The sequence below is a fragment of the Mesorhizobium opportunistum WSM2075 genome (assembly GCF_000176035.2).
In the GTDB taxonomy this organism is placed as follows: domain Bacteria; phylum Pseudomonadota; class Alphaproteobacteria; order Rhizobiales; family Rhizobiaceae; genus Mesorhizobium; species Mesorhizobium opportunistum.
On record NC_015675.1, the window covers coordinates 5,631,876 to 5,647,477 of the forward strand.

Genomic DNA, 15,602 nt, shown 5'->3' on the forward strand with positions numbered 1-15,602 from the left:
CCGTATTGGTAAGTCCGCTTTATTGGGTTCGCTCTCCAGAAGCGGCCAGTCCCCTTCCGGCCCCTTCCCAGTCATTGAACTTGTCTCAGAGAGGAGTGTTCAACGTCGACAGCAACGTACCACTCCGCCGCGTCTACTCGCTGTTTTTTCGTGATGCGCCGGTGTGCCATGCAACGGGATCAGCAATCCACCGACTGACATCGGATTCCCGCCAGCCCGCACCTTTGATGCTGATCTTGATCTGGGCTGGGAACGTGCCTTCGGCGATCTTGCGATAGATGGTTGAACGGGACAGCCCGGTCCGGGCAAGGACGGTTTTGAGGCGTATGATACGATCCGGCTCGGGCATAGCTTACCTGCACGTCACTGGTTGTTGCTGATTTCTGCTGGGACAGACAGGACGAACCCCATGCCGGAGGCAATCAGGTTTGTCGCCTCAGCCGACTGCGGAGTGGAAACGGCGGCAAATCGGCAGGCCTTAGATTCCAATCCCCCGCCCCTTACCGATGCCATGGCTGAAGGCGAGTTCCGCGCCCAGGCGACGGCCCGTCTCCACGTTGATCCCAAGGTCGCGCTTCCGGTTGGCAAGCAGGGATTCAAGCTGCGGATCGCGTCCAAGGCTCTTGGCCATATCGGACATGGCCAAGCGCGTTGACTTGTAGGCGGACATGTCGCCGGCCTGATATTGCTGCTGTCCCGTACGATCGAGCTTTTGCCAACGCTCCACGAAACGGTCGGCGCGGCGACCGGGATCGATGTCCATCCCAGTGCGGATCTCCGTCTCCAGCTGGAGAGCAAGCACGACGCGGCTGACGCGGCCGACGCTCGCCTCGCGGACAAGTTCGGGGTTTTTCACATAAGCCGCTTCGGCATCGCGCCAGCCATACGGTCGCACCTTCTCGAAAGCGCTACGGGCATCCCTCAATTCCCGCATCTGGTCGGGACTGCCCTGGCCATCCGCATTTCCGCTTCTCAGGATCGCGTCGATCGCGCGCGCGTGACGCACAAGCGCCTGGGTGCGGGCTCGCCGCATTTCTGTTTCCGCATCCACCGGCACATTCGTGTCGCGCGGCACGCCGGTAGCGAGATTTCCTCTGCCAGGCGTCGGACCTGCATCTCCGATTTGCGCCCCAACATTTTCCCTTCCCGGCCCAGGTCCACGTTCCTGCATGGGCTCGGCGTCTCCGGGCGAGCGCAACCCGTCCAGCAATCCGCCGATCCTGTCGCGAAGCTTCTCCGGAAGGATCCGGCGCACGATCTCTGCGACACGCTCGCGAAAGGTGATGCCGCGGCGCTCGGCATAGCTCTGCGCCGGATCGATTTGCTCGTAGTCCGACGCCATGTCCTTGGCGCGGTCCCGTGACAGCGTTCGGTCCAGCCGGTCTCTAGTGGCAAAGTCATCGCCGCCGTAATGCAAGTCCATGCCGTCTCGATGCCGCGACAGGGCGACGTAGCTGCCATGCGCGTCCATGCCCGGCGTGGCGAGCACATGGGTCCGGTCGACGGTCATGCCCTGCGCCTTGTGAATGGTCGCGGCATAACCGTGGTCTATGTGCGCATAGTCTTTCAGGTCGAACTGCACCGACCTGTCGTCATCGGTGCGCACTGTCATGCTCTGTGTGCTGACCTCCTCCACGATGCCGAGCGTGCCGTTCTTGACGCCGAGGCCGCGCTCATTGCGCAGGAACATGACCCGGTCGCCGCTGGCGAAGCTCCTTGCACCGTGTTCGACATTCACCTGAACATCGTCGCCGAGTTCTCCGGCAGCGCGCATGCGCTCGCGCGCTGCCTGGTTCAGTGCCCGCACCTCGTCGTTGGTGTGGGTGAGAATGATCCGGCTTGCCTCTGGATGCGCCTGCCTGTCGCGATCCCAGCGCTCGACGAGTTCACCTCGCGCCTCATTGCGCGTTGCAGCCTGATGCACCATGCCTTGCGCGTCGTAGACGCTGATAGCGGCGCCGATCCTGCCGGTTGCCAGATCGCGCGTTGCATCGCGCTGCCAGTCCTCGCGCTGCCGGCGCACCTGGCCGATTTCGACGCCGCCATGACGCTCATGCATCGAGCGGAATGCAGCGCCCGCTTCGATCGCCTGCAACTGCTGCGGATCGCCAACCAGCACAACCTTTGCGCTAACTTCGGCCGCATGAGAGAGCACGCGCTCCAACTGGCGCGTGCCGACCATGCCGGCCTCATCGATCACCAGGACATCGCGCGTGGTGAGCAGATCCCTGCCCTGCCCCCAGCTATGCTCCATACTGGCGATGGTGCGTGACGGGATGCCTGATCCGCTCTCGAGATTCTCGGCGGCAATGCCGGAGAGTGCCGCGCCTCGAACCTCATAGCCCGCCGCTGCCCATGCCTGGCGCGCAACGCCCAGCATGGCGCTCTTGCCCGTTCCGGCAAAGCCGACGACGACACCAAGACCGCGGCCCTCGGTGATATGCGCAAGCGCATCGGTCTGCTCGCCTGACAGAACAAGGCCGCGCTGCTTCGCATTCGCCAGCGCTGCCTCTCGATGGGCGTCACTCACCGCATGTCGCTCGTCCAAATCGATACGCTCCGCCGCGCGGTGAAGGCGCTGTTCGGTCTCGATCATCTGCCGGGTGGTGAAGCGATCTTCGCCGCGTCCGTCCTTGCCGAGTTCGACCAGATCGGGTGCGTTGCTGATGGCTGCCATCACCGCGTTGAACTGCTCTATTCCGTCGCTGTGTCGATGCGCAAACTTCGCAATGTCTTTTCGGGTGAAGGTCGATTGCTGATGGGTGATGGCATCGAGCGCCACGGATGGATCGGCAATGATGCGCGCGCCATTGTTGCGCGCGATCTCGCGATGCAGTTCGGCGCGATCTGCTTCAATGTCGCCAGCAGCAAGGCCACTGCCCTCGATGCGTTGCGCTGGCGCACCGATCTGCGTTTGCGGCTCCAGGGCAATGCCCTGCGCTTCCAGACTGCGATGATCGATGCGGGCGTCGATGTCGAGTTCTGCCAGGCGTTCATTGGCCAGTTCCGCCCACCGCTCGCGCCAGCGCTCGACCAGCTCGGTAGCATTCCAGTCTCGAACCTTGGCACCAAAACCGTTCTCGTCCACGGCCCGCATGGTGAGCATGACATGAGCGTGCGGCTTGGGGCTGCTATCCTCCGCCCTGTCCCAGTGCACATTCAGATCCGCGACCATACCTCGGCTGACAAACTCGACTTGTACAAAGTCGCGCGCCAACTCGATGCCTTGCGCCTGGCTGAGTTCACGCGGCAGCGCAAACTCGACCTCGCGGGCAAGCTGCGCATCCTTCCTGACCTCGAACGCCTCGACATCGTTCCACAGCCGTTCGCGGTCGCGCCAGGCCTCCGGCGCATTCGCAGGCAACATCACCTCGGAATGGACGACACCGGGCTTGGCCGAGAAATCATGCGTGCGTTCGATCCGCTCGTCCCGCAGCCGCGAGGCCGAGCGGTAGGCGGCCGACGCGACTGCGCTTGAGCCTGTCTTGCGGCTAATGACCTTGACGTGAAGATGATAGATCGCCATCGCGACAGGATCATTTGCACGTCAAAGCGTACGTCGGCACGACGTATAAGCGCGCCCTCCCTCGAAAAAATCTCGGGGTGGACCAACCCGTCCCGGGCTGTCTCGGCAACCCTGAAGCCTTCCGGGAGAAGCTCACCTATCATTGCCGCATCGACAATCGATGGAGATAGCCATGCGCAAACCACGCGACTTCGACGCCGAACTGAAGGAGCTGGAAGACAAAGCGCGAGAGCTCAAAAACCGAAAGGTGCAGCAGCTAGGCGAACTGGTGATCGCCACCGGCGCCGATCAACTGAGCACCGACGAACTGGCCGGCGCGCTCGTCGCGATCGCAGAAACGAAGGACACCTCAAACCGTGAGGCATGGGCCAAGCGTGGAGTAATGTTTTTCGACAGCCGGTCCCGGCGAGCTGCTCCGACGCCTGAACGCAACCGGCGTAGCGCTCCAGCACAACCGGGCAGCGCACAATCGCCGGCAAGCGGCACAGGCTCGCAATGACATGCGCGCCTGGCAGGTCGAGCGACGCCAGCGTACCCGGCATCTGATCGAACTCGGCGGTCTCGTCGTCAAGGCAGGCATTGTTGAGCTGACCAACGACGATCGCGCTACGATCTACGGCGCGCTGCTTTGGATCGCTGCCAAGCTGCAGAGCGATGAAGGCGAGCATGCGCGAGACCTGTGGGCCTCAAAGGGAAGGCAGGCGTTCGATGCTGAACGGCGTGAAGACCGGATGGGCCGGCGAACCTAGCCAAAGTTGGCGCAAGCAGCGGCCGGCACGAAGCCCAACAGCAGACGTCCGCCGGTGCGAACTCGACAGCCTGGCAGGAGCACTTGGCACGCTTCGATGTCACGTCGCGCGCAGCAACCCGGTCTGGCAGGTGTCGAGCGGTGATGAGATGCTCGTCGTGTTCCGGGCCGCCGACGCCTACATTTCTCCGCAGTGGTATCCGAGCAAGCACGAATTCCACAAGCAGGTTCCGACCTGGAACTACCTGGTCGCACATGCACACGGACGCCTCACCGTTCACGACGATGAGCGCTTTGTGCGTCGCAACGTGGCCAAACTGACCCATCGGCATGAGTCATCCCAGCCCGTCCCATGGAAGATGGGGGATGCGCCAAGAGAATTCATTGACACCCTGGTCAAGGACATCGTGGGACTGGAGATCGAGATTACGCGCCTGATCGGCAAGGCCAAGCTGAGCCAGACCAAAGAGCCGCGAGATATTCGCAAGGTCGGCGAAGTGCTTGTCGCCCATGGCAACCTGGGCGTCGGTCAGGCGATGCTGGCAGCCGCCGCCCGGAAGGTCGAACAGGGTTGAAGTGCCCCGCCGCAGTTCCGAGGCTGGCATCCGGCAGGCGCAATACCGCCCGGCCACGCAAACGGAAGCGGCAGAAGTTGAGCCTTTCAGAGTATCCGCCCGGATACGATGTCGTGACGGGGCCACCCCGGATCGATGAATAGGCGGCGAGGAGGTGTCGCTGAACGTGCGATTCCAGCAAGCCGTTTTTCTCGTCACCAAGTGACCGCCGTCTTTCGACCAGAGCATCTCACTTGTGGCGAAGCCGTATGCAGCGCATCAGGGCCTAACTGTTCTCCATGCTCAATCTTCCATAGCCTTTCGCTCTGTAGACGATCACGGAAACCACCCAACTCACCAGGAAGATGGCGACAATCACATAGCCGAAAGTGGCAAGGCTCCCATCGATTCCTTCAACCACGCCCCAAAGGCCGCCTTGCAAACCAAGCTTGTCTGCAAGGATCCCGAGCGCCTCAATGCCGCCAATGAAGATCGCTATCGCTGCTGAGACAATGGTGATGGTAAGATTATACCAGAGCTTTCGCATCGGATTGACGAACGCCCAGCGGTAGGCGCCGGTCATCAGCACACTATCGGTTGTGTCCATGATGGACATCCCGGCAGTGAAGAGAGCTGGAAAGACAAGAATCGACCAGAATGAAATGCCCTGCGTCGCCTGGGTTGCCGAAATGCCAAGCAGGCCGATCTCGGTGGCGGTGTCGAAGCCGAGACCGAAGAGGAAGCCGATCGGATACATGTGCCAGGACCGAGTGACGATGCCGAACAGCGGCCGGAAAATGCGGGCGATCAAGCCACGCCCGGCAAGAAGGGCGTCGAGATCTTCGTCGACGATCTTTTCGCCGCGGCGCGCCCGGATGAAAGCCGCCCATATGCCCTTGAGGATGAACAGATTGGCCATGCCGACCACCAGCAGGAACAGGGCCGAGACGCTGGTCCCGACCAAATCGCCCCATTTATGAAACGCCTCCAGTCTGCCTTGCATCAGCGTGGCCGACGCGGCGATGGCAATCGAGGCCATGATGACGATGCTTGAGTGACCAAGCGAAAAGAAAAAGCCGGTCGCGTAGGGCGCCTTGCCTTCCTGCATGAGCTTGCGCACGACATTGTCGATCGCCGCGATATGGTCGGCGTCGAATGCGTGCCTGAGACCAAGCATGTAGGCGAGCAATGCGGTGCCAAGCAGGGCCGGACGGTCGCAGAAAGCCACCCAAGCCCATGCCCACGCGCCCATATTGGCGCCAACCAGCAAGACGTAGATCATCACCGTCTTGGTTCTGACACGGACCGGCCGGTCGTCGAAAGGATTGGGGAGACGCCGAGCAGTCGGTTCCTGGTGCATCGCCGAGGCCGTGAGCGCGGCTGCTTCCGTCATTTTCTCTCCTCCCCGATCCGTCGATGGCCCGGCAAAGTCTGCACAACGACCGTTCCGACACAGAGCTTAAAGCCGCACCTGCGCCGCTTCATGGTCAAGCCATTCGTACCAGCCCCCGAGCCCCTCCCCCGTCTTTGCCGACACACTAAGCGTGGCAATCTCGGGATTGATCCGCCGCGCGTTGGCGATGGCGGTGTCGACCTCGAAATCGACATGCGCCAGAAGATCGATCTTGTTGATGACCATGACCTTGGCGGCTCGGAACATGTGCGGATATTTCAACGGTTTGTCGTCGCCCTCGGTGACCGAGAGTATGACCACCTTGGCGTGTTCGCCGAGATCAAACATCGCCGGACAGACAAGATTGCCGACATTCTCGATCATGACCACCGAACCGAAGGCCGGCTTCAGTTCGACCAGCCCCTTGGCCAACATATCGGCTTCAAGATGGCAGCCGGCGCCGGTGTTGACCTGGATAGCGGCAGCTCCGGCGGCGCGGATGCGCTCGCCGTCATTGGCGGTTGCCTGGTCACCTTCGATGACCGAGATCACCATCCGGTCCTTCAGATCGCGGATGGTGCGCTCGAGCAGCGTCGTCTTGCCGGAGCCGGGCGAAGAAACAAGGTTCAGCGCCAGGATCTCGCGACCGGCGAACCAGCCGCGATTGCTGGCGGCAAGCGCGTCGTTCTTGGCCAGGATCTGCATTTCGAGTTCGACCACCGCGGTTTGGCCGTGGCGATGCTCGTGCCCATGGTGATGATGGCCGTCCGCACGATCATGACCGTGGTGAGCATGGGCATGCGAATGATCGTCACCATGCAACTCAGCGTCGCCATGGCCATGATCGTTATGGTGGCGATGCTCGCGCGCATGCTTCATCGCATGGTCGTGCGCGTGCTCGTGGCCATGAGTGTGCGGATGCTGGTGATCGTGGCTATGTCCGTCGCCATGGTCGTGCGGATGGGCGTGGCTGTGGTCGTGGCCATGCCCATGCGCCGTGCCGCAATTATGGGCATGGATATCACCGTGCGCATCGCCGAGAGCCGTTTCCTTGCCGGTTTGCAGGTTGAGGATTCGCGTTTCGGCCTTGGAGCCGCAGCCACAGGTTCCGCACATCAGGCAGCCTCCTCGATTTCCATTTCCCGGATTTTCAGTTCCTCGCCGGCCAGCCGGTCGATGGCAAGCGAGCCGCAGGCGCAAGCCTGATAGAGGGTGGCCGTCTCGAACGTTGCGCTGCAAGTCCGGCAGCTTGCGCGCCCGGCAATCTTGCGGATGTCCAGCCGCGCGCCATCGAGCAACGTGCCCTTGGCGACAATGTCGAAGCAAAACAGGATGGCGTCGGGAATAACCCCGGAAAACTGTCCCACATCAAGTGTCACGCGCCTCACGCGGCGCCCCTTCGCCGCTTCCTCGACGATGGAGACGATGTTGCGCGTGATGCCGAGTTCGTGCACGGGCTTTCCTCAACAAATGCGCGGCAATTGTTCGCCGACCAGCATGTCGACGATGCGCCGGCCGCCAAACAGGGTCTGCATGGTAACGCGCCCCGGCTCGCCGACGCCGGCATGGCCGATGACTGCAGCCCCCTGGCCGTGCGGATGCGCGCGCAATGCGGCAAGTGCGGCTTCACTTTCTTGCACCGGCACCGCAATGACAATCTTGCCTTCATTAGCGAGATAGAGCGGGTCGAGACCGAGGATCTCGCAAAAGCCGCGCACTTCATCGCGCAGCGGCGTTGCCACCTCGTTGATCTCGATCGACACTGCGGAGGCGTCGGCGATCTCATTGAGCACCGTGGCGATGCCGCCGCGCGTCGCATCGCGGATACAGCGCGTGCCGGGCGCTGCGGCCAGCAGCAACTCGATCAGCTCATGCAGAGGCGCACAATCGCTCTCGATCGAGGCTTCCAGGGCCATGTCGCCACGCGCGCACAGGATCGCGGCGCCATGATCACCCAGCAGGCCGTTGACCAGGATAGCGTCACCGGGCCTTACGTGATCGATGCCGAGTTCAAGTCCAGGCCGGATCACCCCAAGTCCGGTGGTCGTTATAAAGATCTTGTCGCATGCGCCGCGCTGAACGACTTTGGTGTCACCTGTCACGATGGTGACGCCGGCTTCGCGCGCCGCTTGCGCCATCGAGAGCGCGATGCGGCGCAGCACCTCGACCTGCATGCCTTCTTCGATGACGACGGCGCAGGACAGATAGAGCGGCTTGGCGCCGCCGACCGCCAGGTCGTTGACAGTGCCGTAGACGGCAAGCTTGCCGATATCGCCGCCGGGAAAGAACAGCGGGTCGACAACGAAAGCATCGGTAGTGAAGGCAAGCCGGTCGCCATGCGTTGCCAGCATTGCGAGATCGAAGCGCGCCTGGTCTTCCAGCACCTCGGGAGCCGCGCCGGCGAACGCGCTGATGAAGACATCGTCGATCAGGTCTTTCATGGCCTTGCCGCCGCCGCCATGGGCAAGCGTCACGGTCGGGATGAAAACCCGTCCCAGCACGCGTTTGGGTGGGGGTGGCCGCATGTTCATGACACGGTCACCGGCTGGCTACCGGACCGGGCCGTGGTATGCTTCTTGACGCCGCCATACTGGTAGTAGGCAGCGCAAGCGCCCTCGGATGAAACCATCAGCGCCCCGAGCGGCACCTCCGGGGTGCAGGCGGTGCCGAACACTTTGCACTGCCAGGGCTTGATGACGCCCTTCAGCACCTCACCGCACTGGCAGGATTTGGGGTCGGCTATCTTGACGCCAGGGATGGCGAACTTGCGCTCGGCATCAAAGCGGGCATAGTCGTCGCGCACCTTGACGCCGGAATGGTCGATGGAGCCGAGCCCCCGCCATTCGAAGAATTCACGCAGCTCGTAGACCTTGCCCACGGCGGTGAGTGCGGCGTTGTTCCCGGCCTCGGGAACGATGCGGGCATACTGGTTTTCGATCTCGGCACGGCCGTCCTTGATCTGCTTCAGCACCATCCAGATCGATTGCAGGACATCGAGGGGTTCGAAGCCGGCGACGACCATGGGCCGCTTGTAGAAGTCGGCGATGAATTCGTAAGGGGCGGTCCCGATGACCATCGAGACATGGCCTGGTCCCAGGAAGCCGTCGAGATGCAGATCCGGGCTGTCGAGGATCGCCTTGATCGTCGGCACGATGGTGATGTGGTTGCAAAACACCGAGAAGTTTTCGATGCCGTCGGCTTCGGCCTGCAACACCGTCAGTGCCGTGGACGGCATCGTGGTCTCGAAGCCGAGGCCGAAGAAGACCACTTCTCGATCTGGGTTCTTGCGCGCCAGCGACAGCGCGTCCATCGGCGAATAGACCATGCGCACATCCGCGCCATCAGCCTTTGCCTGTTGCAGGCTCTTTTTCGAGCCGGGCACGCGCATGGCGTCACCGAAGGTGGTAAAGATCACTTCCGGCCGCTCGGCGATCGACACGCAGTCGTCAACCCTGCCCATCGGCAGCACGCAGACCGGACAGCCCGGCCCATGCACCAGCTCGATGGCGTCGGGCAGCATGCCTTCCAGCCCATAGCGGAAGATCGAATGCGTATGCCCGCCGCAGACCTCCATGATGTTGATCGGGCGGCTTCTTGCGATCTCGATGGTCGCGACAAGCTTGTCGATTTCCTTGATCAAGACTTTCGCCTTTTCCGCATCGCGGAATTCGTCGGTGTATTTCATTGGACGCTTCCTTTTGCGGCGGCAGAGCCGCGTTCGTCGGCGAGCAGCGTGTGCACGAGGTCCCACAGGATATGATAGGCGGCGACGTGGCACTCCTGGATGCGGTGGATAGAGGTGGACGGCACGACAAGCAGATGCTCGACGGTGCCTGATGATTTCATGCGCCCCCCGTCGCCGCCGGCGAGCCCGATGGTGTGGACCCCCATCTCCTTGGCCTTGGCGAAGGCCGCGACCAGGTTCTGCGAATTGCCACTGGTCGAGATGCCGATCAGCGCATCGCCCTTGCGGCCGTGCGCCAGCAGTTGGCGCACGAAGACATGGTCGAAGCCGAGATCGTTGCCGACGGCTGAAATCATCGCCAGATCGGCGACGAGATTGGTGGCGGCCAGCGCCGGCCGGCCGGCGGTCACGGGATGGACGAACTCGACTGCGACATGGGACGCATCGCAGCTCGAGCCGCCATTGCCCATGGAGAACAGCTGACCGTTGTTGCGGTAGACATCCGCAAGCGCATGCGCGGCGGCGACAAGGATGCCAGCCTGATCTCCAAAGAAGCGCTCATTGGTTTCGCGTGTGTCGCGGGCCTTCTCGGCAACGGAATGCAGCAGCGCCGCATTCATCTTTTCCGGATCCTGGGCCTTGCCGTGCAGGAATGGGTAGAGCCCTTTCAGTTCGCTTTCGCTGGACATTTTCACGTCCTCCTAATGGGCCGCCGACAGCCGCATGGACTCCATCTCGGCTTGCGCTTCGCCGAGTTCGGTGAGGATTTTCAGTGTTTCGGCTGCTTCACGCTCGTCGATGCGGCTCATGGCGAAGCCGACATGGATCAGCACCCAGTCGCCGACGCAGTCCTCGACCGAATGGTGTTCGTTGACAATGCAGGCGATGTTGATTTGTCGCCTGACGCCGCTGACATCGACGGTTGCCAGCTTCTTTTCATGATCGTCGATCTTGAGGATCTTTCCAGGAATGCCAAGGCACATTGTCAGCTCGCTTTCTGTCGGACACCGCCGGCGTCGATGAGATGGGCTGCCGCGATCACGGCCTGGCCGAACGCGACGCCGCCATCATTGGAAGGTACGCGGGAGTGCGTCAGGACGTTGAAATTCATGTCTTCAAGCCGGCCGAGGACCTGCTCGAACAGCACCTTGTTCTGGAAGCAGCCGCCCGACAGGGCCACCGTGTCGAAACGCGGCAGGGCGCCGTCTTCGTCGCGGCGCGCCAGCTTCAAAGCCATGGCAGCGATGGATTTCGCCAGACCCTTGTGGAAGCGCGCCGCGATGAGGGACGCCGGCGTTTTCAGGATCAGGTCGCCAAAGACCGCGTTCCACATGCCCAGCGGCTCAATGTATGGCAGGCCTGAACCTTTCAGGTTGGGGATCGGTAACGGATAGGCGAGAGCATCGCTCTCCTCGTCAAGCGAGCGGACCGAGACCGTCGCTTCCAGCCGCGCGGCCGCCTCGCCCTCGTGGGCCTGACGGTCGAAACAGATTCCGAGAGCGGCAGCGACTGCGTCGAACAGGCGACCGCAAGATGATGCGTTGGGCGAATTGAGGGACGCCTTGATCATGGCCTCGACACTCGCCAGCGGCTTGGCGGTGATCGCGGCAAACAGGTCCAGTTCGCCGAAATTCATGGCGAAGGCCGGCCATCCCATCTCGGCCGTCACATGCGCATGGAGGTTGCGCCACGGCTCGCGTATGGCTTGTGCCCCCCCTGGCATGGCGACCGGCTTGAAGGTGCCAAGCCGTTCGAAGCGGCGATAGTCCGCGAGCAGGAACTCGCCACCCCAGATCGCACCATCGGACCCGTATCCGAGCCCGTCGAGCACGATGGCCAGGACAGGATCCGCGTTCAACGAGCGTCCGTTTTCAGCCAGGCAGGCAGCGGCATGGGCATGATGGTGTTGAACCTCCACGAGCGGCAGGTTTTCAGACCTGGCGGTGGCGCGTGCCAGTTTCGCCGACAGATATTCAGGATGCATATCCGCGGCCAGGGCTACCGGACGGTGATCGAACAGACCGCGATAAAGGACGAGGTTCTTGCGATAGTCGTCATAGGTCAGTGCGTCTTCGAGATCGCCCTGGTGCTGCGACAGCACCGCACGGCCGTCCTTGATCAGACAGAAGGTCGCTTTCAGTTCAGCGCCGTAAGCCAGGATTTCTGGCGCCGCCTCGAAGCCTGGCGGAAGCTCGATCGACGCCGGCGCATAGCCGCGCGCGCGGCGCAGCACGCGCAGTTTTGCGCCCATGTGGCGCACAACGGAATCGTCGATGCGGTTGGCGATATCGCGATTGTGGGTCAAAGCGTATGGTGCGATCGAGGACAGTTTTGCTGCCGCCTCCGCGTCATCGATAAGCTGCGGTTCATCGGACAGGTTGCCGCTGGTCATGACCACTGGCCGGCCCATGCGCCTGAGCAAAAGCAGATGCAAAGGGGTTGAAGGCAGCATGAAGCCCAGGGTCTGCAGACCGGGCGCGATCTCGGCGGGCAGTTTTTCGGGTCCGGTGGCGGCAAGCAGGACAATTGGCGCCTCGCGGCTTGCAAGGGCTGCCGCTTCCGCGTCACTGACCGTCGCGTGGCGGCGAACAACATCGACGTCACGCGCCATCAGCGCGAAGGGTTTTGCATCGCGGCGCTTGCGTTGACGAAGCAAAGCCACCGCCTCCGGCCGGGTGGCATCGCAAGCAAGCTGATAGCCGCCAAGTGCCTTGATGGCGACGATCTCGCCCTTCTGGATCAGGCTCAATGCCGCGTCCACATCGTCGAGCATCGAATGCTGTTCGAAGGAGAAGGCGCGGCCATCGAAGCGAATCAATCTTGCTGTCGGTCCGCAGACATGGCAGGCCGTCGCCTCGGCATGAAAGCGGCGATCGGCAGGATCACGATATTCGGCGCCGCAAGCCTGGCAGAGCGGAAACGGCGCCATGGTCGTGGTGGCGCGGTCGTAAGGAACGCCGACAACGATGCTCAGTCTTGGCCCGCAATGGGTGCAGTTGGTGAAGGGATAGCGGAAACGCCGCAGGAACGGATCGAGCACTTCGGCGGCACAGACGCTACACATGGCAGCATCGGGCGATATTTCGGTGCGGGCATGAGCACCGGCCTCGCTGTCGACGATGACGAAGCCGGACGCCAAGTCGCCCTCACAAGGGCGGGTCTCGATCGCCGTGATTTCGGCCAGCGGCGGCGGCGACGCCCGCAACTCCTCGACAAGGGCTGCAATGGTCGAGGAGACGCCACGCACGCGGATCAACACGCCCTGGCTGTCGTTGAGCACGTCGCCGTCGAGGCCCAGCCGGCTGGCGATCCGCCAGACCGTCGGCCGGAAACCAACCCCTTGCACACGGCCGCGAACCCTGATCTCGACACTGCTCGTCGCGTCGGCCATCCGCAGCGGCGTGTTCATGACGCCGCCTCCCACAGCAGGACGCGATTGTTGCCCGTATCGGCGATCGCCAACGTTTTTCCCGACGCGGCCAATGCGAACGGCCAGCAGACGCTGTCGCGGGCAGCAAAGCGCCAGCGATTGTCGCCCTTGTCGGCAAAGCCCGACTGGGCGGCGAGACCGCACGCGGCACTATCCATGCGCAGATCGTCGAGGGGGTAGCCCATCAACCGGGAATTGGCGGTGTCGGCGCAAAGGAGGGTGCCGTCGTGGATCGCCATGCCATAGGGCATGTTGAGTGCACGATTGTTTGGGTGATAGGAGGCCCTGTTGTGGTCATTGCCGTCGAAGCTGGATTGACCCAGCACGAAGCTGCAGGGCGCGCCATCGGCATTGGGCATCGAATTCCACACCATGATGCGGTTGTTGCCGGCGTCCGCCACCAGAATCTTGTTGTTTTCGACGACCACGCTGTGCGGCCAGCGCATGCCGACAGCGCCGCCGACCCCGGAGGCATTGTCATCGCGGGTCGTTGCGTCAACCTGGCCGAGCACCAGATCGGCAGGCTGGCCGTTACGCCGAGGCATGGAGTTCCAGACCAGCACCCGACGGTTTCCGGTGTCGGCAACAAACACCCTGCCATCGGCGATTGTGACCCCATAGCACCAGTTCAGCGTATCGGCCGCGGCGGTTGCCGCGCCGCGGTTGGCAGCGCCTCTCGAAAAATCCGCCTGCCCGAGCACCAGGTCCGCCGGCTGGTTGGAATGCTCGGGCAGTGTGCGCCAGATCAGCACACGGTGGTTCCATGCGTCGGCAATGGCGAGCACCTTGCCATCGGTCGATACTCCCGTGGGCATGTTCAACGTGGCGGGACCGACCGGCCCATGCGCGTTGCGACCTTCGGCGTAAAAATCAGGCTGGCCGATCAGCAGATCCGCCTCGGCATTGTCTGCTTGAGGCACCTTGTTCCAGATCATCAGCCGATGATGGCCGGTATCGGCAACGAAGAACGGCCCGCCGTGCGGTGCAAAGCAGACGCCACGCGGCCCAAACAGCGAATTCGGTTGAGGCCTGATGGGATCTGGAACTCCGTTGGCAGCGATCTGGTCGCCGAGAACGGTTCGCGCACCGCGAGGATCGAGGAGCTGTTGTGTCACGCTGCCTGGTAGAGGACGGCGGTAATCGGGGGCCAGGGAGATGCGCATCATGACGACAGCCTCACCTCGACACGATTGCCGATGACGCGCACGGCATGCGGCTGAAGCGCCACTTCGGGCGCGGTCAGGCACTCGCCGCTGGAAAGATCATACCGAAAGCCATGATACGGACAGGTGATGATGCCTTCATCGATGCTGCCGCCGTCCAGCTCCATGCCAAGGTGCGCGCAGGCATTCTGGAAGCACGAAACCACCCCCTCCTGACGTGACAGGATCACATTTTGCCCACCGACCACGACGGCACTGATGCCGCCCTGCGGGATCTCATCGAGGCGGCACACCAGATGCCAGCCGCCGACGGCACCGAGCGCGAACGGGCTGACGAAGCGGACACTGTCATTGTCGGCAGCGTTGCTCATGCCCTTGATCTGAACGATATCGGTGATCTCGGGACAGGCCTCCTCGATTGCTTTTTTTACGCCCGCGTGGAACGTGAGGGCCGAGGCCGGACAGCCGTCGCAGGCACCGACGAACCGGACCTCGATCGCCGGCGGCCTGACGTTGACCAACTCGACATTGCCGCCATGCGAGGCAAGCATCGGGCGCACCCCGTCCAGCGCCGCCTCTACCCGCTCGCTGAGGCTGGGCTTGAGGATGTTGTGACGGCGCAGCACCGCGTAGACGACCTCGTCGGTAACCGCCTGCTTCATCGCCGCGAGCGCGGCCGGCTCATCTTTCAACCCCCGCACAAGGCGTCGCAAAGCCTCACCATGCAGGTCCTCTATGGCGCGGCGGTATGCCTCCACCGCGTTGCGTTGCGTCTCGTCCCAACTCGAAAAGATCGCCTCGACACGCTCGATGTCGCCGGCAAGACCGGCGAGATCCTCACGTTTGGTCGGGATCTGATCGATGGCGTTCATATCAACGGTACTTGAGGTTTTTGAACAGGTACGGCTGCAAGGCACCGCCAATCAGGCAGGCGAGCCCGGCTGCGGCCGCCAACGGCAGGCCGGCCTTGGCAAGGGCAATGACAAGCAGGGCGGTTATGGTCGCCCCTATCGCTGTCTGGCGATAGACTTTGCCGGGTTCGGAGAAGAGCTTTCCCCGAAAGAAGAGCGTGATCGAGCTTTTTGCCATTTCCAACATGATTT

The 15,602-nt window shown here is 62.6% G+C and carries 16 protein-coding genes; 3 read left to right on the forward strand and 13 right to left on the reverse strand.

Annotated features, from left to right (window positions below; genetic code table 11):
- Nucleotides 1-133: 133 nt before the first annotated feature.
- Together MESOP_RS27230 and traA are read right to left on the reverse strand one after the other, a co-directional pair.
- On the reverse strand, nt 134-349 hold the full coding sequence (locus tag MESOP_RS27230; RefSeq protein ID WP_013896558.1) for a helix-turn-helix transcriptional regulator: 216 nt from the start codon (nt 347-349) through the stop codon (nt 134-136).
- Nucleotides 350-478: 129 nt separating this feature from the next.
- Nucleotides 479-3,526, reverse strand: coding sequence for a Ti-type conjugative transfer relaxase TraA (traA, locus tag MESOP_RS27235; RefSeq protein ID WP_013896559.1), 3,048 nt, complete (start codon nt 3,524-3,526; stop codon nt 479-481).
- 172 nt (nt 3,527-3,698) lie between these two features.
- On the opposite strand from traA, the gene MESOP_RS27240 reads away from it, so the two are divergent.
- Genes MESOP_RS27240 through MESOP_RS27250 form a run of 3 tightly spaced genes read left to right on the forward strand, consistent with a single transcriptional unit; the run spans nt 3,699 to nt 4,849 of the window.
- Complete coding sequence (locus tag MESOP_RS27240; RefSeq protein WP_013896560.1) at nt 3,699-4,025, forward strand: conjugal transfer protein TraD; 327 nt, start codon at nt 3,699-3,701, stop codon at nt 4,023-4,025.
- A 1-nt stretch (nt 4,026) separates the two neighbouring features.
- Nucleotides 4,027-4,275 (forward strand): conjugal transfer protein TraD, encoded by a 249-nt coding sequence (locus MESOP_RS27245; RefSeq protein ID WP_013896561.1) that lies wholly within the window; start codon nt 4,027-4,029, stop codon nt 4,273-4,275.
- On the forward strand, nt 4,235-4,849 hold the full coding sequence (locus tag MESOP_RS27250; RefSeq protein ID WP_013896562.1) for an FMN-binding negative transcriptional regulator: 615 nt from the start codon (nt 4,235-4,237) through the stop codon (nt 4,847-4,849). The genes MESOP_RS27245 and MESOP_RS27250 overlap by 41 nt, the downstream gene beginning before the upstream one ends.
- 265 nt (nt 4,850-5,114) lie before the next feature.
- Here the strand turns inward: MESOP_RS27250 and MESOP_RS27255 are convergent, their stop codons facing one another.
- The 11 genes from MESOP_RS27255 to MESOP_RS27305 form a co-directional block, all read right to left on the reverse strand.
- Complete coding sequence (locus MESOP_RS27255; RefSeq protein WP_041165038.1) at nt 5,115-6,188, reverse strand: HoxN/HupN/NixA family nickel/cobalt transporter; 1,074 nt, start codon at nt 6,186-6,188, stop codon at nt 5,115-5,117.
- A gap of 99 nt (nt 6,189-6,287) precedes the next feature.
- Nucleotides 6,288-7,337: a hydrogenase nickel incorporation protein HypB gene (gene hypB, locus MESOP_RS36815; protein WP_013896564.1), complete on the reverse strand. Its 1,050-nt coding sequence runs from the start codon at nt 7,335-7,337 to the stop codon at nt 6,288-6,290.
- Nucleotides 7,337-7,675 carry a hydrogenase maturation nickel metallochaperone HypA/HybF gene (locus MESOP_RS27265; RefSeq protein WP_013896565.1) on the reverse strand — a complete coding sequence of 113 codons (339 nt, stop codon included), beginning with the start codon at nt 7,673-7,675 and terminating at the stop codon, nt 7,337-7,339. Before MESOP_RS27265 ends, hypB begins: the two co-directional genes overlap by 1 nt.
- A gap of 9 nt (nt 7,676-7,684) precedes the next feature.
- Nucleotides 7,685-8,752 (reverse strand): hydrogenase expression/formation protein HypE, encoded by a 1,068-nt coding sequence (gene hypE, locus MESOP_RS27270; protein ID WP_013896566.1) that lies wholly within the window; start codon nt 8,750-8,752, stop codon nt 7,685-7,687.
- Nucleotides 8,749-9,906 carry a hydrogenase formation protein HypD gene (hypD, locus tag MESOP_RS27275; RefSeq protein ID WP_013896567.1) on the reverse strand — a complete coding sequence of 386 codons (1,158 nt, stop codon included), beginning with the start codon at nt 9,904-9,906 and terminating at the stop codon, nt 8,749-8,751. The genes hypE and hypD overlap by 4 nt, the downstream gene beginning before the upstream one ends.
- Nucleotides 9,903-10,595: a D-sedoheptulose-7-phosphate isomerase gene (locus tag MESOP_RS27280; RefSeq protein WP_013896568.1), complete on the reverse strand. Its 693-nt coding sequence runs from the start codon at nt 10,593-10,595 to the stop codon at nt 9,903-9,905. Before MESOP_RS27280 ends, hypD begins: the two co-directional genes overlap by 4 nt.
- Nucleotides 10,596-10,607: 12 nt before the next feature.
- The gene (locus MESOP_RS27285; protein WP_013896569.1) at nt 10,608-10,889 is read right to left on the reverse strand and encodes a HypC/HybG/HupF family hydrogenase formation chaperone; all 282 of its coding nucleotides are present in this window, start codon (nt 10,887-10,889) and stop codon (nt 10,608-10,610) included.
- Nucleotides 10,890-10,891: 2 nt separating this feature from the next.
- The gene (gene hypF, locus MESOP_RS27290; RefSeq protein ID WP_013896570.1) at nt 10,892-13,315 is read right to left on the reverse strand and encodes a carbamoyltransferase HypF; all 2,424 of its coding nucleotides are present in this window, start codon (nt 13,313-13,315) and stop codon (nt 10,892-10,894) included.
- Nucleotides 13,312-14,502, reverse strand: coding sequence for an NHL repeat-containing protein (locus MESOP_RS27295; protein WP_013896571.1), 1,191 nt, complete (start codon nt 14,500-14,502; stop codon nt 13,312-13,314). Before MESOP_RS27295 ends, hypF begins: the two co-directional genes overlap by 4 nt.
- Nucleotides 14,499-15,416 (reverse strand): NifU family protein, encoded by a 918-nt coding sequence (locus tag MESOP_RS27300; RefSeq protein ID WP_245265134.1) that lies wholly within the window; start codon nt 15,414-15,416, stop codon nt 14,499-14,501. The genes MESOP_RS27295 and MESOP_RS27300 overlap by 4 nt, the downstream gene beginning before the upstream one ends.
- Nucleotides 15,373-15,597: a hypothetical protein gene (locus tag MESOP_RS27305; protein ID WP_013896573.1), complete on the reverse strand. Its 225-nt coding sequence runs from the start codon at nt 15,595-15,597 to the stop codon at nt 15,373-15,375. Before MESOP_RS27305 ends, MESOP_RS27300 begins: the two co-directional genes overlap by 44 nt.
- Nucleotides 15,598-15,602: the final 5 nt, after the last annotated feature.

Coding starts and splice junctions, on each gene's coding strand:
- MESOP_RS27230 (WP_013896558.1), bottom strand. CDS start 349: ATGCCCGAGCCGGATCGTATCATACGCCTCAAAACCGTCCTTGCCCGG.
- traA (WP_013896559.1), bottom strand. CDS start 3,526: ATGGCGATCTATCATCTTCACGTCAAGGTCATTAGCCGCAAGACAGGC.
- MESOP_RS27240 (WP_013896560.1), top strand. CDS start 3,699: ATGCGCAAACCACGCGACTTCGACGCCGAACTGAAGGAGCTGGAAGAC.
- MESOP_RS27245 (WP_013896561.1), top strand. CDS start 4,027: ATGCGCGCCTGGCAGGTCGAGCGACGCCAGCGTACCCGGCATCTGATC.
- MESOP_RS27250 (WP_013896562.1), top strand. CDS start 4,235: ATGCTGAACGGCGTGAAGACCGGATGGGCCGGCGAACCTAGCCAAAGT.
- MESOP_RS27255 (WP_041165038.1), bottom strand. CDS start 6,188: ATGCACCAGGAACCGACTGCTCGGCGTCTCCCCAATCCTTTCGACGAC.
- hypB (WP_013896564.1), bottom strand. CDS start 7,337: ATGTGCGGAACCTGTGGCTGCGGCTCCAAGGCCGAAACGCGAATCCTC.
- hypE (WP_013896566.1), bottom strand. CDS start 8,752: ATGAACATGCGGCCACCCCCACCCAAACGCGTGCTGGGACGGGTTTTC.
- hypD (WP_013896567.1), bottom strand. CDS start 9,906: ATGAAATACACCGACGAATTCCGCGATGCGGAAAAGGCGAAAGTCTTG.
- MESOP_RS27280 (WP_013896568.1), bottom strand. CDS start 10,595: ATGTCCAGCGAAAGCGAACTGAAAGGGCTCTACCCATTCCTGCACGGC.
- MESOP_RS27285 (WP_013896569.1), bottom strand. CDS start 10,889: ATGTGCCTTGGCATTCCTGGAAAGATCCTCAAGATCGACGATCATGAA.
- hypF (WP_013896570.1), bottom strand. CDS start 13,315: ATGAACACGCCGCTGCGGATGGCCGACGCGACGAGCAGTGTCGAGATC.
- MESOP_RS27295 (WP_013896571.1), bottom strand. CDS start 14,502: ATGATGCGCATCTCCCTGGCCCCCGATTACCGCCGTCCTCTACCAGGC.
- MESOP_RS27305 (WP_013896573.1), bottom strand. CDS start 15,597: ATGTTGGAAATGGCAAAAAGCTCGATCACGCTCTTCTTTCGGGGAAAG.